This window comes from Mammaliicoccus sp. B-M6 (assembly GCF_022386965.1).
Classification (GTDB): Bacteria; Bacillota; Bacilli; order Staphylococcales; family Staphylococcaceae; genus Mammaliicoccus; species Mammaliicoccus sciuri_A.
Window position 1 is genome coordinate 64596 of sequence record NZ_JAJNHJ010000010.1, and the last position, 22699, is coordinate 87294.

The following is a 22699-nucleotide window of genomic DNA, read 5'->3' on the forward strand; positions in this document are numbered from 1 at the left end:
TTGCTTACTTCTCAATTATAGAAAATGTAAGCGTTATTGTAAACAAGGAGAGTCCAATTTTACGAATTGTTAGACTAATATTTCACTTTTGATTTGATAGGTTCGAAAGTTTTACGGTGTATAGGTGTAATACCATAATTTTTGAGCCCTTCTAAATGTGATTTTGTGCCGTATCCTTTATTTTTATCAAAATCATATCCAGGATATTCTGTATGATATTGAGACATTAACTTATCACGATATTCTTTAGCAATCACACTCGCTGCTGCTATAGAAACACTATTTAAGTCTCCCTTTATAATAGATGTTTGTGGAATGCCATTATCTAGCTTCATCGCATCTATTAACAAGTGGTCTGGTTTAACTGACAATTGATCTATCGCTCGTTGCATCGCTACCTTTGTTGCTTCATATATATTGAGTTCATCAATTTCTTCAACAGTTGCAATGCCAATACCTACTGCACGTGCACGATTATATATTTCTTGTTCGAAATAAGAACGTTTAGCTTGCGATAAAGCTTTCGAATCTGTAATGCCTAAATATTGATGGTCTTGTTCAAGAATGACCGCACTTGCTACGACTGGGCCTGCAAGTGGACCTCTCCCTACTTCATCAATTCCACAAATAACAGCATCTTTGTTTGAGTCTAATACTTGTTTTTCATATTGATTCATTTGAATATATTTATGGTGAAGTTGTTCTATTTTTTCTAACTGCTTGATTCGCTTACTTAAAGCACTTTGGACACCTTTACGTTCATCTTCGTTATAAGGTGATGCTTCAACTTCTTGAATCGTTAAATATTGATTAACCTCTTCAACAATTTCTTTAATGCTCTTCTGTTTCATGCATGCCATCCTTCATTTCTTCATATATATCGAAGCAGTAATGACCAATTTTAGCATTACGTAAATCTCTAATAATCAACTCAGTAACAGACTCATAATCCACTTCATTACCACGTTTTAACATGCCTCTTCTTTTACCTATTTGATCGAACAAACCAATGACGTCACCATCTTCAGGTAATTCAATTTGATAGAATTGCTTTAATTTTTCTGGATCATGATCAATTAAAAAGTTTAATCCATATATCGCAACTTCATCTAAATGTACAATACTGTCTTTAATTGCCCCTGTTAAACTCAACTTTTTACCAATCGTTTGGTCTTCAAATTTCGGCCATAAAATCCCTGGTGTATCTAACAATTCTAATTCTTTTCCTACTTTAATCCATTGTTGTTTTTTCGTCACACCCGGTGTATTACCTGTTTTAGCAATTGATTTTTTGGCTAATTTATTGATAAGTGTGGATTTACCTACATTCGGAATACCAACTATCATAGCTCTGATTGCTCTCGGACGAAGACCTTTACGTTTTTCTCTATCAAATTTTTCTTTAGTGGCAGCTTGTGCAGCTTTCATAAGCTCACCTAAATGCTTACCATGTTTCGAATCAATTTGAACTGGGAAAAAGCCTTGATTTTTAAAGTATTGCGTCCATTTATCTGTCTCACTTTGTTTTGACATGTCTTTTTTATTAAGTATTACAACACGAGGTTTTTGTTTAACAATGTCATCAATCATTGGATTTCTTGAAGATAGCGGAATACGTGCATCGACTAATTCGAATACCACATCTACCATTTTTAATTGTTCTGTTACTTCGCGTCTCGCTTTGGCCATATGACCTGGAAACCATTGAATTGTCATTTATATTTATCCTTTCTTATCTTAAACTATCGAAATATGATATATTAACCATATCTATATAGGAGGTTTGTTATGTTTATTTCAATTATAGTTCCTCTTTATAATGAGGAAACTAACATCTCTATTTTACATGAAAAAGTATCAAACGTCTTTTTAAATTTGCCACATCAATTTGAAATCATTTTTGTTGATGATGGTTCTACAGATGCTTCACTAAATTTAATTCAATCACTATCAGAAAAAGACGAACATGTTAAATACATATCTTTCTCTAAAAATTTCGGCAAAGAATCTGCTATGTATTGTGGACTTGAGCACAGTATAGGAGATGCTGTTATCATCATGGATTCAGACCTTCAACACCCACCTGAGATAATCCCACAAATGATCGAATTACACCTTGAAGGCTATCAACAAGTCGTCGCATTACGCAATCGCGACAAAGAGTCATTTTTAAAAAGAATCCCAGCTAAAATTTTTTATAAATTATCTAGAAATATGATTGATGTTAAATTAAAAAGTGGTGAAGGTGACTTTCGCTTAATATCTAAAGAAGTTGTTGAGTCTATCATTAAAATGACTGAGTACAATCGCTTCTCTAAAGGTATATTTGAATGGGTTGGTTTTAATAAGACAACTATTACATATGATCATCTAGATAGAAATCAAGGACGTTCTAAATATTCCAACTTTAAATTAATCGATTACGCAATTGATGGTATCGTTAGTTTTAATAATAAACCGCTTCGACTATGCTTTTATTTTGGTGGTATTACAATGTTTATCTGTCTTCTATATATTTTAATTACATTTATAAATATTATGATACATGGCATCGAAGAACCTGGTTATTTCACAATTATTTCCGCCATTTTATTCTTAGGTGGTCTTCAATTATTTAGTTTAGGTGTTATAGGTGAATATATTGGTCGTATTTATTATGAAACAAAAGATAGACCAAAATATATTATTCAACAAACAAACCTTAAATCTCACGAATAACACATATAGGTGAATCAAATGATAAATAAAATAAAAACATTTTTGAATAACAACGCTATTTTCAAATACATTTTACTTTTCGGTGTCTTAGCCATTTTAGGGCATAGTTATATACTATATCGCTATTTTAAAGATGGTATTATTTTCACTGGTCCAAATGATGGTATCGAACAAATGTTGCCAATTCAAATGTATTTATATGAACATTGGACACACGGAACATTTTTCTATTCAACTCATTTAGGTCTTGGTGGAGATATGTTTATGGATTTGTCCTATTACTTCTCTACGAATATTTTGTTCATTATCAATGTCATTTTTGTTTGGATAGGCTCATTTATCTTCCATTTTAATACGGACCATATGTTATTTTGGGCTCAGAATGCCATTGTCATATCAATCGTAAAATCATTTTTAATTATGAGTTTTACCTATTTATATGTTAAGAAGATTGGCTTAAATCGAACTGCTTCAATAGTTGCTGCTTTTCTATTTGCAGTTTCACCTATATACTTTAGATTTACTGTATATTGGCCATTCTTTAGCGATGTCTTTATGCTATTGCCATTATTATTATTCAGTATTGAAAGATTTTTAAAAGATAATAAAATAGGCTTGTTTATCTTAATCGTTGCCTTAACGTTTATCAATAACTTTTATTTTGCATACTATCAATTTTTAACAGGACTCATTTACTTTTTCTATCGATTTATTTTTCAACATAAGGCTGATATTGTACCAAGAATGCAACAACTTAAATTACTTGTAGTAGCAAGTATACTTGGACTTGGAAGTAGTTTATTTATTTTCTTCCACTCTGCTCATAGTTTCATTGGGAATAATCGTGCAATTTATAATGGAACGATTCCATTACTGTCTAACTTTAATAAACATGACAATATATTCTATGACAATTATTTAATTGTTGTACTTTTTATAGCCATTCAGGCGCTTTTAACAATAAAGCTTTACAAACATTATTATTATAGATTATTTAGTATTTTCACGATCATCTTAATGATTGCGAGTTTTATACCTTATGTAGATAGTATTTTTAATGGCTTTTCTGCACCACAAAAAAGATGGCATTATTTATTAACATTCTTTTCTAGTGGTTTAATTGCAAGTTACGTATATTACTTTAAATCGATCAGCATCAAGCAATATATCATCACGGCCATACCTGGTTTTGTTGTTATCTTTTCAAGTTATTATATAACTAAAGATTATGTCAGTTGGATATGGATGGTACCTATTCTATTTATAATTGGATTGCTCGTATTAACTATAAAGCGTTTTACACGTTTATTAACACTTGTATTTGCGGCTTTGATATTGTTAACTTCATTCTTAGTTTCAAAAGATCATAGTAATAACCAAATCTATCACGATGATCATGAAAGACGTGCGAATAAATTCTTTATTCAAGCAAGTACGTTTGATAGTGGCCTGCAACGAAGTCATGTATCACATTTAAACCAACAATTGAAGCCTGATGAAAGATTAGGATGGCGCGTATTAACACAAGACAACACACCTATGTATCAACATTTTAAAGGTCTTAGTTTATACTCGAGTATTTTTGATGGCGGTTTAAATCAATATCTGTTTGAAGATGCAAAAGTTAATCTACAGAATGAATCGTTAAGTCGTTATAGCGATATGCAAGATCGGTCAAACTTATACAGCCTTTGGTCAACAAAGTATATAATGAAGAAATCATACCAAAAATCATCACCAGCAAACTTTAAATTGATTCAAGACGATGGCAAATATCAAATATTAGAAAATGAGCAACCGTTACCTGCAGTTAAAGTAACCGATCAATATTATGATGCCCATGATATTGATAATCCATTAGATCTTGAACATGCCATGATTAAAGGTGTTGTTACAACAGATAAAGATAAAGTTAATTCAGAAATAAACAAAGCACCAAATCTATTAAATCAAACGACCATTACAACGCGTGATGCCGATTATAAAGATGACATGTTGACCGTGCCTCGAAATGGAGATGGTTTAACGATTCAGCTACCTAAAAAATTAACGAATCAATATGAAGATTTATATTTGATGTTACATTTAGAACGTGAATTACCGCAATCAAACTTTACAATTCAAGTAAATGATTATCCAAATAATCGTCTCTTCCAAGATTCAAAATATCGCATGAATCAAGATGATTTACTTTATCGTGTTCCAGTACCTAAAGATGGTAAAATATTTATCTCATTAACGAATGGGAAATATAAATTACAGTTACAAAGTTTATATGGTGAAAATTATCAAACATTAAAGCAAGCTCATAAAGAGAAACGTTATACTTACCATGAAACAAATGGGAAAATTAATATATCTTTAAAAGAACATAAAAAAGGAACTGCAGTCATCAATATACCGTATAGAGAAGGCTTAAAAGCTAAAGTAGACGGTAAAGACAAAGCCATTCACAAAGTCAATCACATTATGACAGGTATAGATGTAGAACAACAAGACAAAGATATAGAAATCACTTATCAACCACCCTATTTTAAAACGATGATCTTGGTTTCAATTGTTTCAATTATTTTAAGTGTTATCTTCACAAGAAAAGTGAATTCAAAGCAGGAAACCTAAATATCTTCGACTCATTTTAGTAAATAAAAAATAAGCATATCACCAGCAACTGAGTAATCAGTTCAGTGATATGCTTATTTATTTTGTGTCAGGATATATGTCCCAATCACTTAAACGCTTAGCAAGCAATGCCAAGGTTTATATTATCTAATTTCTTTAATACGAGCAGCTTTACCACGTAGGCTACGTAAGTAGTAAAGTTTCGCACGACGTACTTTACCGCGACGTTTAACTTCGATTTTCTCGATTTTTGGAGTGTGTACAGGGAATGTACGCTCAACACCAACACCGTAAGAAATTTTACGAACTGTAAACGTTTCAGAAATTCCGCCACCACGACGTTTAATAACTACACCTTCGAACACTTGGATACGTTCGCGGCTACCTTCAACGATACGTACGTGTACAGTTAAAGTGTCACCAGCACGGAATGTTGGAATATCCGTACGTAATTGGTCTTTTGTTACTGCTTCGATTAACTTATTATTACTCATTATATTCTCTCCTTCTGACTATGTTCTTGCCCAATGTAATTGTTTCATATAAATGCTAGCAGCGGATCATAGTGAATTTGTGCTCACACACTTATATTAATATATCACATTGCACAAGTTGATTCAATCTATTTTTTTGTTATCATTTAAGAAACGTTTATCCGCTTCTGTTAATGGATAACTATCTAACAAATCTGGTCTTCTCTGTTGTGTTCTTAACAATGATTGTTCATGTCTCCATTTTTCAATGTTGGCATGATTCCCAGATAATAATACATCTGGTACTTTTAAGCCTTCATAATCTGCTGGTCTTGTGTACTGAGGATGTTCTAATAATCCAGATGAAAATGAATCATCTTCATGTGATACTTGATTACCAAGAACACCTGGTATTAGTCTTACGATTGCATCTGTCATTGTCATGCTCGCAAGTTCGCCACCTGTTAATACAAAGTCCCCAATTGAAATTTCATCCGTTACACAATGTTCTCTAATACGCTCATCATAGCCTTCATAATGACCACAAATAAAAATAATATGATCGCTTTCTGATAAAGACTCCGCTTTCGCTTGTGTGAATGGCTCACCTTGTGGACACATTAAAATCACACGCGTGTTTTCATCTTTATCTAATGAACGAAGCGCATTGAATACAGGTTCTGGTTTAAGGACCATACCTTGTCCGCCACCATAAGGATAATCATCAACTTGTGAATGTTTATTGTTCGCAAAATCTCTAAAATTCACAGTATTAAATTGAACAATTTCTTTATCTTGTGCTCGTTTCATTATGGAATGATTGAGTACACCTTCATACATTTCTGGAAACAGTGTTAAGTAATCAATCTTCATCAGTCTAATAAACCTTCTAATGGTTCAATTTTAATAGTCTTCAGATCAACATCAACATGTTTAACAACATCTTCAATATAAGGAATTAAATATTCTTTATCTCCCTTAACGACCCATACATCGTTCGCACCTGTTTCCATAATTTCAATTACTCTACCTAACGCTTTTTCTTCAACAAATACTGTACAACCAATAATATCTGAATAATAGTATTCATTCTCTTCAAGTTCAATCGCTTCATTTGATTGTTCTTGATAAATTTTAGAACCTTTTAAATGTTCGATATCATTGATGTTATGAATACCTTCAAACGTTAATAGATGAAAATTCTTATGAATTCTATGTGATGCTATAGTAAATGAAAATGATTCATTTTTTTTCTTAACTGTAATAAGTTGACCTTTTTGAAATCGTTCATCGGTAAAGTCAGAATCTGATAATACTTTCACTTCACCTTTAATACCATGTGTATTAACAATTTTGCCTATTTCAACATTCATTGAGCTGAGCCTCCTCAATTGTTTCTTTCATTATTAACATAAAAAAGAGCACCAATTAGGTACTCTTAATTAACTTCTACAAACACTTTCTTGCCTTGCTCGTTCATTGAACCAGACACAATTGTACGAATTGCTTTAATCATTCTGCCCTTCTTACCAATAATTCTGCCAATGTCTTCTTCATGAACGTCTATATTGAACGTAATGCTAGAATCTTGTTCATCTTTAGATATATTGATGTTCTCCGGATAATCTACGAGCGGTACTATAATTGTTTGTATTAATTTTTCCAATATAATCTACGCTTTACTTAGAAAGTTTAGAATTATGGAATTTCTCCATGATACCTTGAGTTGATAAGATATCACGAACTGTATCAGTAGGTTTTGCACCATCAGCTAACCATTTTAAAGCTAACTCTTCGTCAACTTTGATTTCTGCTTCTGGTTTAGCAACTGGATTGTAAGTACCGATTGGTTCGATAATACGACCATCACGTGGAGAACGTGCATCTGCTACTACTATACGATAGAATGGGTTTCTTTTTGACCCTTTACGTGTTAAACGAATTTTAACTGCCATGTTTAAAAAACTCCTTACTCATTTATAATTTCTTTTCTACAAGTAAATACTATAACAGGATATAAATTGTTTGTAAAGTGTTTTCTCTTTACCAATTTAAATTTCATGCAAAATAAGAGAGCAAAGCTGGCATTATCACTTAAAGATAGCTGCCATAACTTTGCTCTATATTATAGATGCGTCACGCTACTATTAGAATGGTAAGTTCATGCCTTGGAATGGATTTCCGCCACGTTTACCTTTTTTACCTTTTTTATTGCTTCCTGTAAATTGTTTCATCATTTTCTTCATGTCGCCAAATTGTTTGATCAATCTATTTACTTCTTGTAAAGAACGACCTGAACCTTTAGCAATACGACGTTTTCTAGAAACATTTAAAATGTCAGGATTATTTCTTTCTTCTAAAGTCATAGAACGGATAATCGCTTGAACATTATCGATTTGTTTAGGATCCATGTTAGCATTTTTCATGCCTTTCATTTTGTTTGCACCTGGAATCATATTCATCAGATCATCTAACGAACCTAAACCTTTAACTTGTTCTAATTGTTCTAAGAAATCATCAAACGTAAATGAAGATGTTCTCATTTTCTTTTCTAATTCTTTAGCTTTTTCTTCATCGACACCTTGTTGGGCTTTTTCAATTAAACTTAATACGTCACCCATACCTAAAATTCTAGATGCCATACGTTCTGGATGGAACAACTCAAGTCCATCTAGCTTTTCACTCATACCAATAAATTTAATTGGCTTTTCAGTAACAGAACGGATTGAAAGTGCTGCACCACCACGTGTATCACCATCTAATTTAGTCAACGTAACACCTGTTACATCTAATGTATTATCAAATGATTCTGCAACATTTACAGCATCTTGACCTGTCATAGAGTCTACAACAAGCATAATTTCATCTGGTTTAGATACTTCTTTAACGTCTACAAGTTCATTCATTAATGCTTCATCAATATGCAGACGACCTGCTGTATCGATAATAACAAAGTCTAAATGTTCTTCACGCGCATATTTCAACGCATTCTCAGTAATTTGTTTCGGACTTATTTGATCGCCTTCTGTATATACTGGTATATCGATTTGTTTACCAACTGTTTGTAATTGTTGAATCGCAGCTGGTCTATAAATATCACATGCAACAAGTAATGGCTTTTTGTTGTATTTTTTTCTCATTAATAATGCTAATTTACCTGCAGTTGTTGTTTTACCTGCACCTTGTAAACCGACCATCATCACAACAGTAGGTGGTTTACTGCTCATGTTAATTTTACTATTTTCTCCACCCATTAAAGTTGTTAATTCATCTTGAACAATCTTGATGACTTGTTGTCCAGGTGTTAAAGATTGCATAACATCTGCACCTAATGCGCGTTCAGATACTGTGTTTACAAAAGATTTAACAACTTTAAAGTTAACGTCTGCTTCTAATAATGCTAATCGTACTTCACGCATCATTGCTTTAATATCTGACTCTGTAACTTTACCCTTACCTTTGATGCGTTGCATCGTGGCTTGAAGTCTTTCGGATAACCCTTCAAATGCCATAAATTTCTCCTCCTATTCAAGAATTTCTAAGCGTTCAATCGCCTGATTAAGTTCTTGATTATCTCCTGACAATCTTTTTAATTCATCAATAATAGATTGTCTTTCTTTAAATTTTTTAAAGAGTTGTAATTTCGTTTCATACTCTTCTAATAATTCATCTGTTCGTTTTATATTATCATATACTGCTTGTCGACTCACATGAAATGTCTCTGCAATTTCACTAAGTGCATAATCTTGTAAATAATATAACTCTAAATAATTGCGTTGCTTTTCAGTTAATAAACCTTGATAAAAATCAAATAAGTAATTCATTCTCATTGTTTTTATAAGTTCATTATTTTCCGTCATTTTGATCAGCTTCTTCAGTAGTATTTTCAACAGACTCATTTGCATCTATCATGTCTGCAAATAATCCATAAACATAGCTTTCTGCATCAAATGGTTGTAAGTCATCAAGTTTTTCACCGAGTCCTACAAATTTAACTGGAATTTGTAATTCATTTCGTATCGCTAACACGATACCACCTTTTGCTGTTCCGTCAAGTTTCGTTAATACGATACCTGTAACTTGTGTCACTTCTTTAAATGACTTAGCTTGTGATAATGCATTTTGTCCAGTTGTCGCATCTAATGCTAATAACACTTCGTGAGGTGCGCCAGGTACGTTACGATCAATAACTTTTCTAACTTTTTGTAATTCATTCATTAAGTTTGCTTTATTTTGTAATCGTCCTGCAGTATCACAAATTAAAATATCAGCACCTCTATTTTTAGCAGCATTTACTGCATCATACATAACTGCTGCTGGGTCAGAACCTTCTTTTTGACTAATAACTTCTACGCCAACCCGTTCTCCCCAAACTTTTAACTGCTCTATAGCACCTGCACGGAAAGTATCTCCAGCTGCTAACATAACTTTTTTACCTTCTTGTTTATAACGGTGTGCTAATTTACCGATTGTCGTCGTTTTACCAACACCATTAACACCAACCATTAATATAACATTTAATCGGTCATTTTCAATATTCATTCGATCAATATCTTCATCATCTTGTACATAAATTTCGACTATTTTTTCAACGATGACTTCTCTTAATTCAGATGTTTCACTAATATTTTGGCGTTTAGCTTCCATACGTAATTCATCAACAAGTTCCATAACTGTGTTAAATCCAACATCTGCTTGAATTAACATTTCTTCTAATGCTTCAAAGAAATCTTCGTCAACTTTACGATACACTGCTAATAAATCATTTAATTTATTTTGGAAGTTCTCTCTAGATTTTTCTAATCCTTGTTTGAACTTAGCACCAAGTTGTTCTGATTCCCATTCTTCAAACTCATCTAATGACATTAAGCCATCGTCAAACTGAATCGCCTCTGGATTTTCCTTTTCATTAGACTCAGGTTCTAAGTCTTGGACTGGTTGTTCTTCTTGGTTTTCAATCTCTTTGTTTTTTTCTTCACTAGGAGAGAATCTATCCTTTAATCGTTTAAAAAAACTCATGATTGTAATGCCTCCAATTCTTCTTCTTTAATTGATTTTAAGTTAACACTCACAAGTTTAGAAATGCCCGCTTCTTGCATTGTAACACCATATAAGCTATCCGCGTATGACATTGTACCTTTTCTATGTGTAATGACGATAAATTGAGTTTCTGATTTGAGCTGATCTAAATATTCTGCATATCTTATGACATTTTGTTCATCTAATGCAGCTTCAACTTCATCTAGAATTACAAAAGGCGCTGTACGTGCTTTTAATATCGCAAAGAGTAAACTAATGGCAGATAACGCACGTTCCCCACCACTAAGTAGTGATAAGTATTGTCTGTTCTTCCCTGGAGGTTGTACGACAATTTCAACACCCGCATCTAAAATATCTTTGTCTGTAAGTTGTAACTCAGCACGTCCACCATTGAAAAGTGATTTAAACACATTTCCAAAATGATGATTCACTTCATCAAATGTTTCTTTAAATCTAGTCGATACTTCGCCATCCATTTCTAATATGACTTGTTCTAATGTTTCTTTTGCTTCTAATAAATCTGTTCTTTGATCACTTAAGAAAGTATATCTTTCATTAACTTCTTTAAATTGTTCAATCGCATTTAAATTTACATGTCCAAGTTCATCTATAGACATTTTCGTTAATTTAACAGTTTTTCTTGCTTCTGAAATATCTTCTGGCATTTCATACAATGATTGTGCTTTTTCAAAAGTTAATTGATACGTTTCATTTAAGTGTGTCAATTGATGCTCAATCATAATATCTATTTTCGAGTGCTTACTCACCATATCTTGTAAGCCTGTTTCTAAACCAGAAATGCTTTGATGCATAGATTGCGTATCGCGCTCTATTTGCTCAATTTCTTCTTGAATAGATTTATATTTATCTTGATCATCCATCATTTTCGTTTCTATTTCTTGCTTTTTAGCTGTAAATAGTTGAATTTGACTTTCGACTTTTTCAAATTGACCGCTACCCATATAATCATCAGAATTGATTAATTCAATTTGATCATTAATCTTAGTTAACGTATGTTCATATTCGTTTAAATCTTCTTTAAGTCGTTTTTTGTCTTGTTCTTTCAAACGATTTCGTTCTTTTTCAACTGCAAGATTTGAACGCTTTTCATTTAATGTATTTTGAATTGTTTTTTCGCTATCTTTACTGTGTGAAAGAGATGCATTTAATTGATTGATTTCGTTATCAATTTTCTCTATGTCTTGTTTAATCGTTACAAGTTTATTTTGCTTTTCTTGTAATGTTTCTTGACCTTTCACAAAGTTATAGCCATCATTTTTTTCAAATTCGAACGTTTCATTTTCGTCTTTTAATCGTTTTTCTTTAGCTAATACTGCATCTAATTGTAATGTTACCTCATGCTCTTTAGCTCGTAATTCAGTACCTTTTTCTTGTGTTTCAGTTAAGGACTGTTCGATATTTTGAACTTCTTGTTTTAATGCTTTAACATTCTCCTCAATTTGAGTTGTTTGTTGCATAAAGTTCTGATACTTATCTTCAGTCGTTTTCAGTTCATCTTTTTGTGATAACAAACTTGCTTTCTTCTCTTTGCCACCACCAGTCATAGCACCGCCTGGCGTAATCACATCGCCTTCAAGTGTTACGATTCTATGCTTGAACTGAATTAACCTCGCAAGCTGATTGGCAGTTTCTAAATCTTTAGCAATAATTGTACTACCTAACAAATGCTCTACAATATTTCGATATTTCTCATCATATTTAACACCTTCAGAAGCTACTGTAATGAAGCCTTGTTGATCATTAATTTGCTCGATAACAGATTGTGGTATAAATCGTTTTTTTACCACATTCATCGGTAAAAATGTAGCACGACCTAGCTTTTTATCTTTTAAATATTTAATCGCTAATCGCGCATCTTTCTCTTCTTGTACAATAATGTGTTGCAAAGAAGCCCCTAGCGCTATTTCAATAGCTGTTGTCAATTTCGAAGGTGTATCGATAATTTCAGCAACTGCACCTTCTATACCATTGAGTGACTTTTCTTTCAGCACATGTTTAACACCAGAATAAAATCCAGAGTATTCATCTTGCATACTCTTTAACGTATTAATACGTGTCTTCATTTGTTCTGTATAACGATACGCTTGATACAGTTTTGATTCCATATCTTTATATGCTTGCTCTTTACTTTTTAACAACTTATGGTCAGCTTTATATTTTTCAGTTGTTTCTTGAAGTTCTTTTTCAACAGATTGTAGCTTTTCGGTATATGAAGATTTATCTTCCCAAACGCGTTGAAGTTCTTCGTATACTTCTTTTTGTCTGCCATCTAATCTTGATTGTTTTTCTTGATGTGTTGCTAATTTGTCTTCTAAAAATCTAATATCATTATTAATGTCTGATTGCTCTGTCATTAGTTGATAATAACGATCTTTCAGTTGTTCAATTTTCTCTTCAAATGTACCTTCTTGATTCGATAATTGACCTTCAAGTCCATTAATTTCTTGCACTAATACTTGATATCTATCTTTAAATTCTTTTAGTTCTGCATCTATTTCTTTAATTTGTTCAGTAATTTTGTTAATTCTCGTTTGAGAAGCTTGCTTTTCTTCTTCAAGTCTTTCATTTGTCGCATCACTATTTTTTTGACGTTCTTTTAAGACTTCTAATTGACCAGTAAATCTTTCTAATGATTCAGTCGCTTCAACCAATGCCTTGTTATCATTTTGAATTTGATTTGAAATATGATCTCTCGATTTTTTCTTTTCATTTAATTCAAAAGTCATAGCGTCTAATTCATTTGTTTTTTGTTCTTTTTGATATTGAAAATGCTCAATTTCTTGTTCAAGCTTTTTAAAATCTTTATTTAAACTTTCAATATCATATACCGTTACAGTAATATCACTCTTTTTCATTTCTTCTTTTAAAGCAATATACTCTTCAGCAATGGCAGCTTCTTCTCTTAGAGGCTCAACTCTAGCTTCTAAATCGAATACAATGTCTTCAACACGATTTAAATTTTGTTCTGTTTCGTCTAATTTTTGCGTTGCTTCTTTTTTACGTTTTTTATATTTTAATACGCCAGCTGCTTCTTCTATGAGATATCTTCTATCACTAGGCTTAGCATTTAAGACTTCATCAACTTTACCTTGAGATATAATACTAAAAGCTTCTTTACCAAGACCTGAATCTAAAAATAGATCAAGAACTGATTTTAAGCGTGTTCGTTCTTTATTTAAATAATATTCACTGTCACCATTTCTATATAAGCGGCGTTCAACTGTTATTGTATCTTCATCTATATTCAATTTTCTTGAATGATTATCCAATGTTAATTTTACTTCTGCATATTGGCACTTTTTACGTTCTTTCGACCCGTTAAAGATAACATCTTCCATCTTAGATCCACGTAAACTTTTTGCTGATTGCTCACCGAGCACCCATTTTATAGCATCCGTAATATTACTTTTACCACTACCATTTGGGCCTACAATAGCTGTTACGCCATTATCAAAGTCTACATGTGTATGTTCAGCAAAAGATTTAAATCCATATGCATCTATTGATTTTAAATAAACCATAAACTACCCCTTATTGACCATTATTCAACGCTTTTTTAGCAGCATTTTGTTCTGATTCTTTTTTCGTTCTACCTTTTCCTGTTTCTAAAGGTTTGCCATTTAATAGTACTTCAGAAGTAAACATCTTGTGATGTGCTGGACCACTTTCATCTAATAAATGATACGTAATATTGCCTTTATTATGACGATGCATAAATTCCTGCAATTCTGTTTTATAATCACGATTCGCTGTATAATTTTCATCAACGACATGTGGAAATACGACTTTTTCTAAAAATTGCTCTACAATTTCAAGTCCTTTATCTAAATACAATGCACCAATAAATGATTCGAATGCATCGGCGATTAATGATGGACGTTCACGACCGCCTGTTTTTTCTTCACCTTTACCAAGTAAAAGTAATTCGTTCATATTTAAACTCATTGCAAATGTTACAAGTGATGGTTCACATACAATTGATGCGCGCAGTTTAGTGAGCTTACCTTCTGGAAGTAATGGAAATTTCTTAAATAAAAACTGTGACACCGTCAATTCTAACACCGCGTCTCCTAAGAACTCTAAACGTTCATTATGACTTAATTTATCTAATTTAAAGTCGTTAATAAAACTTGAATGCGAGAATGCTTGAACATAAATATCATATTGTTCAAATTCGATATTTATGTCTTTCATAAACACATCGAATTGAGCTTTAAATTGTGCTATGATTTGTGCTTTATTTTTAACCATGCCTGTCCTCCCTAATATTATGTTTCCTATCTATTTTACGTTATATTTCATAAAAAAAAAAGAATATTATCATAAACGACAATATCCATTGACACAATATATAAAACGCCTGAACAAATTGCTTTGTTCAGACGTTTATATTATCTTATGTAACCATCATGGATTGCTTAATTTGGTCTTATAAACCACATTTCAGTTTCATAATCATGCGTTATACGTTGCGCAACTTCTGTCTTGTCAGCGCCGCCACCATACCAATTTTGATCTAAACTTGTAAATTGCATGACGTTACCATCTGCATTACCGTTTAACACAATTGCTGTATGTCCAGCACCTGATCCGAAATCTTCATTAAATACAACAACATCTCCAGGCTGTGCTACAAATGATGGTGTGTTTTTGTACACTGTTGCTTCACCACTAAAATTATTAGCAGTTGGAATATCTTTTGCATAGTCACCATGTAAACCGTGACCATATAAATAATTCCAATAATAATTCACTAAATCAAAACATTGCCAACCGTAGTAGCCATCAAAATCCCAACCCTTACCTTCCAATGAATAAACATAATTCATGGCAGCCGTTGAAGATTTCGCAACTTCTTTTTGGACCTTGCTTGATTTTTTATCATAATCTCTATGTTCAACCTCTACGTTCTGTATCTTAGGTGTCTTATCTTTAGATGTATCACTACCGCCGCCATCCTTAGCGTCAGCATGCAAATTCAAATTCAATGCAGTCAAGCTCGTAAATGCAATAGCTAACAATAATTTGCTTTTAATCTTCATACATCCCCCTAAAAAATATGTATTATATATATTCTTAAATAATATATTAAAACATTTTATCATATATAAAGTATACTGGATAGGTTATAAAGATTAAGTATTGATTACAAAAAGACCACTAATCTCCCTCTCTATTTTATTAAAATTCATGATAACACTTGTTGCGACATAAAAATGCCCCACCAATTATGGCGGGGATATTTTTACTTTGTCTTATCATATATAAAATCTCCAATAATTTTAGAAGATTGACCTTTTTCTATAGAACAGAATTTATCGTAAAACCTTTCTATTTTATCTTTATATTTTTCTTTATGTTTATCAATATCTTTTAATTCCTCAGCTAATTTAAACTCATCTGTAATAATTTCTCCAGGTAAATCATTCATATAATCCATATAAAATCCTCTCAAACCTTTATCATATTTCTCAATATCATAAGCAAAGAAATATTGTGGTCTTTTTAGAATACCAAAGTCAAACATGACTGAAGAATAATCTGTAATGAGTGCATCAGATATTAAATATAATTCGGATATATCATTATAATTAGATACGTCGATTGCAAAATCTTCATATCCACTTAAATCTAGTGCATTTGAAATTAAATAATGCATTCTTAGTAAAATGACAAATTCATCACCTAATTCTTTTTGTAGGTTTTCTAAATTTATTTTTAAATCGAATAAATATTTACCTTTTTTAACAAATTCATCATCTCTCCATGTCGGAGCGTACATAATAATTTTCTTACCTTTTGGTATGTTTAATTCTTTTTTCAGTTTTTCTATATATTCTTGATCATTACTTCTATTAACTAATATATCATTCCGAGGATATCCTATTTCTAAAGTTCTATTCTCATCCATCCAAAATGCCGTTTTAAAAATGTTCGTTGAGTACCTATTAGGAGAAATTAAATAATCCCATCTTGATGTTTCAGCGTAGAAATTCTTTTTATATTTAGGTGTAGTTGTTCCTGGCATTCTTACTATCTTCATATCATTAGCCAAACGTTTTAATGGTGTTCCGTGCCATGTTTGAATGTAAATTTGGTTATCTTTTTTATTTAAATACAGTGGTAACCTTGCATTCGTAACCCAGAATTTAGCTTTTGAGTATGCATCATAATATTCTTTAGATCCTTTTTTAACCTTTACTGCATTACCAGTTATGACATTTTGATTAGGATTTTTAAACACCCATATATAGTTTAATTTAGGATAATGTTTTTGCATATATTCATAAATATATTTAGGACTATCACTATAATTTTTACCACCGAAAGACTCAAAAACGATAGTTTCATTATTAACAGCTTCTTCTTTATCTAATAGTTGATATTTTGATCTATTCTTCATTTTATTATTCTGAACTATATTTTTTACATGTCTACTTACACTTCTAATATTATTTATATATTTAGCATTTTCAATGTCATTCATAGATAAGAATAATAGTTCTAATTTGTAGAGTATTTTCCCATCTTTTATAATGTTCCATTTTAGTCTTTTAACAATTTTAATTAAAGGTTGTGCAAGGACACTATATCTTATATTTATATCTCTCAAAGATGGGTCGAACCCTTTTTTAATTTCAAGTTTCATTTTTTGAGATAAAAAGTTAAGAATATCTTTATTATCCGTTCTTTTAATGGAATCAAGATAACTATTAACGTAATCCTCGAATGTAAAAATGAAATCTTGATCACTTAAAGTATTACCTTCAAATGGATCATAAATTTCACCTCTAAAATAGAAAGGAAAATTACGTAACCTTACAAACCTCTCTACGTATTTAATATATTCAAGTGTAAATGAAGTATCGATATATATTTTTAAATCTTCATTAAATCTAATGTTGTGCGCTTTGACAATAGATGTTTTAAATAAAATATTACAAACTGTATTTTTTCTTAAAAAGGAATTAGGATTATTACCTTTAGTTAAGTAGTCAATTCTAATTTTATCTTTATTTACATATTGAGGTTTTTTTAATGAGAATTTATTTATTGGCCCAATTAAGCCGTCTAATCCATTGATTTTAGATAAGTAATACTCAACTGAATAGCTTGCAAGTTGGTCATCAGCATCTAAAAACATAAAATATTTTGTTTCAACATTTTCTAAAGCAATATTTCTAGCATAGGCGTGCCCATAATTTCTATCTAAATTAATGTGATTTACATTTTTATCATAATTATTTATCGCTTCATTAACTAATCTATTAGAAGAGTCTGTTGATCCATCATTAACTATGATTAAATCAAAGTTTTGATTTCTTTGGTTTTTAATACTACCAATACAATCAAGTATATAATTTTCTTTATTATAATAAGTAATGATAATTGTTAATTCATTCATGATATTTCTCCTTAAAGTTTTTTAATATAATTAATATAAAAATATAATGCGTACTCAAATTTTTTATGACGACTTTAGTCATTCTTTTTTAGTACTCAAATAAAAGTACTACCTAAGGCATTTATTTCAATATCTAAAGAATAAATCAATGTATTATTAGGAGAATGGCTAATATTGAGTTTTAAATATTAATTTTACATTATATTATTATAGCTCCTTAATACTATTTGGCAATATTAATAAACAAAAATCTTAAACTGAATTAATTATCCATTTACTTATTTGAATTATTGTTAAATTTTCCAAAACTATTAAAACACTAAAAATATAGATTTTACATCTTCTATAAAAAAGCATAATAAAAAGCCCGTAACCATTGGTATACGGACTTTCATTATTTGAATTATTTTTCTAATGATTCAATATATTTTACAGCGTCACCAACTGTGTTGATTTTTTCTGCTTCCTCATCAGGAATTTCCATATCAAATTCATCTTCTAATTCCATTACTAATTCTGCGATATCTAAAGAATCAGCACCTAAATCATCTTTAAATGAAGCTTCAGGCGTTACTTTTTCAGCGTCTACACCTAGACGATCTACAATAATGTCTTTAACTTTGTCGAAACTTGCCATTCCATTCACCTCCTTTATATGATTTAAATCTTATATAATAAGAAATTCAATTTCTCTTACTATCCTATTCTACTATAAAAGTAGTTATTATTGCATATACATTCCGCCATTAACGTGAATTGTTTGGCCAGTAATATAGCTTGCTTTATCACTTGCAAGAAATGCTACTGTATGTGCAATGTCACTATCTTCACCAAATCGTGCAAGTGGAATTTGTGACTTCATTTGTTCTTTTAATTCATCAGATAATTGATCTGTCATATCTGATACGATAAATCCTGGTGCAACTGCATTACAAGTAATGCCTCTAGATGCTAATTCTCTAGCAAATGTTCTTGTCATACCTTCAACACCTGATTTAGTTGCTACATAGTTCACTTGTCCTGCGTTTCCTAATGATCCTACAACACTTGATAAGTTAATGATGCGACCAGATTTTTGTTTTAACATTGGTCTAGTTACTGCTTGAACACAGTTAAATACACCTTTTAAGTTTGTATTGATTACGTCATCCCATTCGTCTTGTTTCATACGCATCAATAAATTGTCTCTAGTAATACCTGCATTATTAACTAATACATCAATAGTACCAAATTGAGATGTTGTTTCTTTAATCATAGCTTTTACTTCATCTTGCTCACTTACGTTTGCTTGAAATGCAAATGATTCTACACCAAATGATTTAATTTCAGAAACGACTTCTTCTGCTTTTTCTTTATTTCCTGCATAGTTCACAACTACATTGTAACCTTCTTTACCAAGTTCTAATGCAATTTTACGACCAATACCTCTAGAAGCACCTGTAACGATAGCTGTTTTTGTCATTATTCATTCCATCCTTTAATATCATCAATTGTTTGAATTGATGTTATTTTAACATCACGACTAATTTTTTTAACTAAGCCAGATAATACTTTGTTAGGACCGACTTCGATAAAGTGATCTACACCTTGATCAATTAAATACTCAACAGATTGACTGAATTCAACTGGTGAGAATAATTGTTTAACCATGTTCGCTTTAATAACTTCATGATCTGTTTCAGGTTTAGCATATACATTTTGTACAATTGGGTGTTCAGCATCATTCCACTCAAATTGATTAATGTAGTTTTCAAAATCATCTGCTATAGTTTTCATCATTGAAGAATGAAATGGACCTGAAACTTTTAAAGGCATAACACGTTTAGCACCTAGTGATTTACCTTCTGCTGCAAGTTTATCAATGAGTTCTGCATGACCAGATACAACGATTTGACCTGGGCAATTGATGTTTGCTGGTTCAATAAGTTTGTCCTCTGTTGATAATTGTTCACAGATTTCTCGCACTTTTTCAATATCTAAACCTAGTACCGCTGCCATAGAACCTACACCTTGTGGAAAAGCTTCAGACATTAATGTACCACGTTTATGTACGATTTGAACGGCATCTTCAAACTTTAATACACCTTCTGATACTAATGCTGAATATTCACCTAAACTATGTCCTAATGCGTAGTCATAATTTAAATCTTTTAAAGCATTCATTAAAGCTGAACTATGTGTTAATAGTGCTGGTTGTGTATATTCAGTTAATCCAAGAATTTCTTCTGGATCTTTAAACATAATTTCAAGTAAATCAAATGATAAAGATTCATTTGCTCTTTCTAAAATTGATGTTGCATTAATTTCTTCTTGATATAAATCTTCTGCCATCCCTACTTTTTGTGACCCTTGACCAGGGAACATGATTGCAACTTTACCCATTTATTTCACCTACTGCTTTCTTCATTTTATCTACTATTTTAGTATCTGCAGCTAGCTTAGCTTGTTTAATTGCATTATAGAATGCACGTTGATCTGATGATCCGTGTGCTTTAACAACAACACCATTTAATCCTAATAGTACTGAACCACCGTATTCTGCATAGTCCATTTTATTGCTGATTTTTTTAATATCTTTTTTCAAAGTAAGTGCAGCAAGTTTATTTTTAGTTGAAGCAGTCATCGCTTCTTTCAACATTTTAAATATACCTGTTGCTGTACCTTCGATTGTTTTTAACACCATGTTACCGTTATAACCATCTGATACAACGACATCACATGCATCTAACAATAAAGATTTTGCTTCAACATTTCCAATAAAGTTATCAAATTGTTCTTCTTTAAGTAATTGATAAGTCTTTTTCATCAAAGCATTACCTTTTGTTTCTTCAGTACCAATATTTAAAAGTGCCAATGAAGGTTTTTCAATACTTCTAATTTGTTTGGCATAAATTTCGCCCATTTTAGCATATTGCACAAGATGTTCAGGTTTAGCATCTGAGTTTGCACCAATATCTAAAAATACAAATCCTTTACCTGTCACAGTTGGGAAAGTTGCAACTAATGCAGGTCTTTCAATACCTTTTATTCTGCCGACAATAAATAATCCACTACTCATAAGTGCACCTGTATTACCAGCTGATACACATGCTTCTGCTTTACCTTCTTTAACAGCATTCGCCATTAAAACCATTGAAGCATTTTTCTTTTTCTTAATTGATCTAACAGGTTCGTCATCCATTGTTATCTTTTCATCAGTATGATAAAAAGTAATACGATCATGTTTGTAATCAAATTGTTTTTCATCACCATATAACAAAATCTCTAAATCTGGAAAATCATTAACTGCTTGTTTAACCGCTTCTATTACGATACCTGGCGCGTCATCTCCGCCCATCATATCTATCGCAATCTTAACCATTATTTTCACCCTCGCTCGAATAATACATTTCAAATTGTCCTTGGAAAACAGTTTCTCCATGAACAGTGCTTGTGACATCTACTTTAGCTATATGTTTCGATTTATGAATCACAGTAGCTTTAGCAATGACTCTTTCATTTAGTTTTACTGATTTTTTGAATTGAACATTACTCTTAGTTGTTAATGCTAATTCATCATTAATCAATGCTACACATAATGAGTTAGCTTGGGCAAATAAATAGTGTCCTCTAGCAATACCATTACGTGTAAAAACATGTTCTTCCTTAATATCTATAATAGATATTGCTGATTTATCTAATTCAATATCTATAATTTCCCCAATGACATCTTCAATGGGTAATGATTTAATTTCATCATGATTTTGTGTTGCTACATCTTTGATGCGGCGTCTTAATTCTGGAATACCTAGCTCCATTCTATCTAGTCTAATAGTTTGGATGCTTACTTTAAAATATTCACTTAAAGTTTCGTCAGTTATGAAAGGTTCAGCTTTCAAACGATTTGTTAATTCCCTCTGGCGATCTGCTTTTGATAATTTCATTTCATCCAAATCCATTCTATTATGTACTTATAGCTAAAATTAGCACCTGCTATCATGACCTACCTTACTTATACTAACATGGGTATAACAATATACTCAACAAATTATACAATAAAAAAGAGCGAAATTTAAAAATTTGGTCATAAGACTTAAATAATAAGATGTGAAGACAAGGTGGAATGAGTGAATTTTTTTGGGGGGTGATTATGGATTTGGGTAGGAGGTTGGACTTATTTTGGGTGCGAGTTTAGGTGTTGGCGATTGCGAGCTGAGGCTTAAGCAATCTCTTGGCTTAATTTAGGACTTAAGCTACGACTTGAGCTATCTCTTGGCTTTATTTGGGACTTAAGCTATGACTTGAGCGATCTCTTGGCTTTATGTAGGCGTTAAGCTACGACTTAGACGATTTCTGATGTGAACCCAAATATTTGACCTAAACAAATCAAATTATTGGGGTGCATTCTTATGAGGAAAAAATATGATTTTAAATTCAAAATAAA

At 31.6% G+C, this 22699-nt stretch carries 21 protein-coding genes; 2 read left to right on the top strand and 19 right to left on the bottom strand.

Going from position 1 to position 22699, the window contains the following annotated elements:
• Positions 1-74: 74 nt before the first annotated feature.
• Both LQ693_RS05635 and ylqF read right to left on the bottom strand, forming a co-directional pair.
• Positions 75-851: a ribonuclease HII gene (locus LQ693_RS05635; RefSeq protein WP_204185535.1), complete on the bottom strand. Its 777-nt coding sequence runs from the start codon at positions 849-851 to the stop codon at positions 75-77.
• Positions 832-1716 carry a ribosome biogenesis GTPase YlqF gene (ylqF, locus tag LQ693_RS05640; protein WP_025905311.1) on the bottom strand — a complete coding sequence of 295 codons (885 nt, stop codon included), beginning with the start codon at positions 1714-1716 and terminating at the stop codon, positions 832-834. The genes LQ693_RS05635 and ylqF overlap by 20 nt, the downstream gene beginning before the upstream one ends.
• Before the next feature lie 72 nt (positions 1717-1788).
• Here ylqF and LQ693_RS05645 point away from each other — a divergent pair, with 72 nt between their 5' ends.
• Both LQ693_RS05645 and LQ693_RS05650 read left to right on the top strand, forming a co-directional pair.
• Positions 1789-2718, top strand: coding sequence for a glycosyltransferase family 2 protein (locus LQ693_RS05645; protein ID WP_107576987.1), 930 nt, complete (start codon positions 1789-1791; stop codon positions 2716-2718).
• Between the two features lie 18 nt (positions 2719-2736).
• Positions 2737-5337, top strand: a complete 2601-nt coding sequence (locus LQ693_RS05650; RefSeq protein WP_239702980.1) for a YfhO family protein — start codon at positions 2737-2739, stop codon at positions 5335-5337.
• 143 nt (positions 5338-5480) lie between these two features.
• Here LQ693_RS05650 and rplS read toward each other — a convergent pair whose 3' ends face one another.
• From rplS to fapR, 17 genes are all read right to left on the bottom strand, one after another.
• Positions 5481-5831, bottom strand: coding sequence for a 50S ribosomal protein L19 (rplS, locus tag LQ693_RS05655; RefSeq protein ID WP_025905308.1), 351 nt, complete (start codon positions 5829-5831; stop codon positions 5481-5483).
• Between the two features lie 123 nt (positions 5832-5954).
• Positions 5955-6683 carry a tRNA (guanosine(37)-N1)-methyltransferase TrmD gene (gene trmD, locus LQ693_RS05660; RefSeq protein ID WP_239702981.1) on the bottom strand — a complete coding sequence of 243 codons (729 nt, stop codon included), beginning with the start codon at positions 6681-6683 and terminating at the stop codon, positions 5955-5957.
• The gene (gene rimM / locus LQ693_RS05665; RefSeq protein WP_239702982.1) at positions 6683-7183 is read right to left on the bottom strand and encodes a ribosome maturation factor RimM; all 501 of its coding nucleotides are present in this window, start codon (positions 7181-7183) and stop codon (positions 6683-6685) included. Before rimM ends, trmD begins: the two co-directional genes overlap by 1 nt.
• A gap of 65 nt (positions 7184-7248) precedes the next feature.
• Positions 7249-7476 (bottom strand): KH domain-containing protein, encoded by a 228-nt coding sequence (locus tag LQ693_RS05670; protein ID WP_025905305.1) that lies wholly within the window; start codon positions 7474-7476, stop codon positions 7249-7251.
• Positions 7477-7489: 13 nt separating this feature from the next.
• Positions 7490-7765: a 30S ribosomal protein S16 gene (gene rpsP / locus LQ693_RS05675; protein ID WP_016910739.1), complete on the bottom strand. Its 276-nt coding sequence runs from the start codon at positions 7763-7765 to the stop codon at positions 7490-7492.
• A 192-nt stretch (positions 7766-7957) separates the two neighbouring features.
• Complete coding sequence (gene ffh / locus LQ693_RS05680) at positions 7958-9322, bottom strand: signal recognition particle protein (protein WP_239702983.1); 1365 nt, start codon at positions 9320-9322, stop codon at positions 7958-7960.
• Positions 9323-9334: 12 nt separating this feature from the next.
• Positions 9335-9670: a putative DNA-binding protein gene (locus tag LQ693_RS05685; RefSeq protein ID WP_025905303.1), complete on the bottom strand. Its 336-nt coding sequence runs from the start codon at positions 9668-9670 to the stop codon at positions 9335-9337.
• Positions 9657-10829: a signal recognition particle-docking protein FtsY gene (ftsY, locus tag LQ693_RS05690; RefSeq protein WP_037587754.1), complete on the bottom strand. Its 1173-nt coding sequence runs from the start codon at positions 10827-10829 to the stop codon at positions 9657-9659. Before ftsY ends, LQ693_RS05685 begins: the two co-directional genes overlap by 14 nt.
• Positions 10826-14392, bottom strand: a complete 3567-nt coding sequence (smc, locus tag LQ693_RS05695) for a chromosome segregation protein SMC (RefSeq protein ID WP_239702984.1) — start codon at positions 14390-14392, stop codon at positions 10826-10828. Before smc ends, ftsY begins: the two co-directional genes overlap by 4 nt.
• A gap of 10 nt (positions 14393-14402) precedes the next feature.
• Positions 14403-15122 carry a ribonuclease III gene (gene rnc / locus LQ693_RS05700; protein ID WP_037587752.1) on the bottom strand — a complete coding sequence of 240 codons (720 nt, stop codon included), beginning with the start codon at positions 15120-15122 and terminating at the stop codon, positions 14403-14405.
• 167 nt (positions 15123-15289) lie between these two features.
• Entirely contained in the window at positions 15290-15913 is a 624-nt protein-coding gene (locus tag LQ693_RS05705) for a CHAP domain-containing protein (protein WP_025905299.1), read from the bottom strand.
• Between the two features lie 203 nt (positions 15914-16116).
• Complete coding sequence (locus tag LQ693_RS05710; RefSeq protein ID WP_198052055.1) at positions 16117-18276, bottom strand: bifunctional glycosyltransferase/CDP-glycerol:glycerophosphate glycerophosphotransferase; 2160 nt, start codon at positions 18274-18276, stop codon at positions 16117-16119.
• Positions 18277-18679: 403 nt separating this feature from the next.
• The gene (locus LQ693_RS05715; RefSeq protein ID WP_017000113.1) at positions 18680-18913 is read right to left on the bottom strand and encodes an acyl carrier protein; all 234 of its coding nucleotides are present in this window, start codon (positions 18911-18913) and stop codon (positions 18680-18682) included.
• Between the two features lie 87 nt (positions 18914-19000).
• Positions 19001-19738 (bottom strand): 3-oxoacyl-[acyl-carrier-protein] reductase, encoded by a 738-nt coding sequence (fabG, locus tag LQ693_RS05720; protein WP_048542526.1) that lies wholly within the window; start codon positions 19736-19738, stop codon positions 19001-19003.
• Positions 19738-20658, bottom strand: coding sequence for an ACP S-malonyltransferase (gene fabD, locus LQ693_RS05725; protein ID WP_191836751.1), 921 nt, complete (start codon positions 20656-20658; stop codon positions 19738-19740). Before fabD ends, fabG begins: the two co-directional genes overlap by 1 nt.
• Positions 20651-21637: a phosphate acyltransferase PlsX gene (plsX, locus tag LQ693_RS05730; protein ID WP_107565446.1), complete on the bottom strand. Its 987-nt coding sequence runs from the start codon at positions 21635-21637 to the stop codon at positions 20651-20653. The genes fabD and plsX overlap by 8 nt, the downstream gene beginning before the upstream one ends.
• Complete coding sequence (gene fapR / locus LQ693_RS05735; protein ID WP_025905295.1) at positions 21630-22199, bottom strand: transcription factor FapR; 570 nt, start codon at positions 22197-22199, stop codon at positions 21630-21632. The genes plsX and fapR overlap by 8 nt, the downstream gene beginning before the upstream one ends.
• Positions 22200-22699: the final 500 nt, after the last annotated feature.

Coding starts and splice junctions, on each gene's coding strand:
- LQ693_RS05635 (WP_204185535.1), bottom strand. CDS start 851: ATGAAACAGAAGAGCATTAAAGAAATTGTTGAAGAGGTTAATCAATAT.
- ylqF (WP_025905311.1), bottom strand. CDS start 1,716: ATGACAATTCAATGGTTTCCAGGTCATATGGCCAAAGCGAGACGCGAA.
- LQ693_RS05645 (WP_107576987.1), top strand. CDS start 1,789: ATGTTTATTTCAATTATAGTTCCTCTTTATAATGAGGAAACTAACATC.
- LQ693_RS05650 (WP_239702980.1), top strand. CDS start 2,737: ATGATAAATAAAATAAAAACATTTTTGAATAACAACGCTATTTTCAAA.
- rplS (WP_025905308.1), bottom strand. CDS start 5,831: ATGAGTAATAATAAGTTAATCGAAGCAGTAACAAAAGACCAATTACGT.
- trmD (WP_239702981.1), bottom strand. CDS start 6,683: ATGAAGATTGATTACTTAACACTGTTTCCAGAAATGTATGAAGGTGTA.
- rimM (WP_239702982.1), bottom strand. CDS start 7,183: ATGAATGTTGAAATAGGCAAAATTGTTAATACACATGGTATTAAAGGT.
- rpsP (WP_016910739.1), bottom strand. CDS start 7,765: ATGGCAGTTAAAATTCGTTTAACACGTAAAGGGTCAAAAAGAAACCCA.
- ffh (WP_239702983.1), bottom strand. CDS start 9,322: ATGGCATTTGAAGGGTTATCCGAAAGACTTCAAGCCACGATGCAACGC.
- LQ693_RS05685 (WP_025905303.1), bottom strand. CDS start 9,670: ATGACGGAAAATAATGAACTTATAAAAACAATGAGAATGAATTACTTA.
- ftsY (WP_037587754.1), bottom strand. CDS start 10,829: ATGAGTTTTTTTAAACGATTAAAGGATAGATTCTCTCCTAGTGAAGAA.
- smc (WP_239702984.1), bottom strand. CDS start 14,392: ATGGTTTATTTAAAATCAATAGATGCATATGGATTTAAATCTTTTGCT.
- rnc (WP_037587752.1), bottom strand. CDS start 15,122: ATGGTTAAAAATAAAGCACAAATCATAGCACAATTTAAAGCTCAATTC.
- LQ693_RS05705 (WP_025905299.1), bottom strand. CDS start 15,913: ATGAAGATTAAAAGCAAATTATTGTTAGCTATTGCATTTACGAGCTTG.
- LQ693_RS05710 (WP_198052055.1), bottom strand. CDS start 18,276: ATGAATGAATTAACAATTATCATTACTTATTATAATAAAGAAAATTAT.
- LQ693_RS05715 (WP_017000113.1), bottom strand. CDS start 18,913: ATGGCAAGTTTCGACAAAGTTAAAGACATTATTGTAGATCGTCTAGGT.
- fabG (WP_048542526.1), bottom strand. CDS start 19,738: ATGACAAAAACAGCTATCGTTACAGGTGCTTCTAGAGGTATTGGTCGT.
- fabD (WP_191836751.1), bottom strand. CDS start 20,658: ATGGGTAAAGTTGCAATCATGTTCCCTGGTCAAGGGTCACAAAAAGTA.
- plsX (WP_107565446.1), bottom strand. CDS start 21,637: ATGGTTAAGATTGCGATAGATATGATGGGCGGAGATGACGCGCCAGGT.
- fapR (WP_025905295.1), bottom strand. CDS start 22,199: ATGAAATTATCAAAAGCAGATCGCCAGAGGGAATTAACAAATCGTTTG.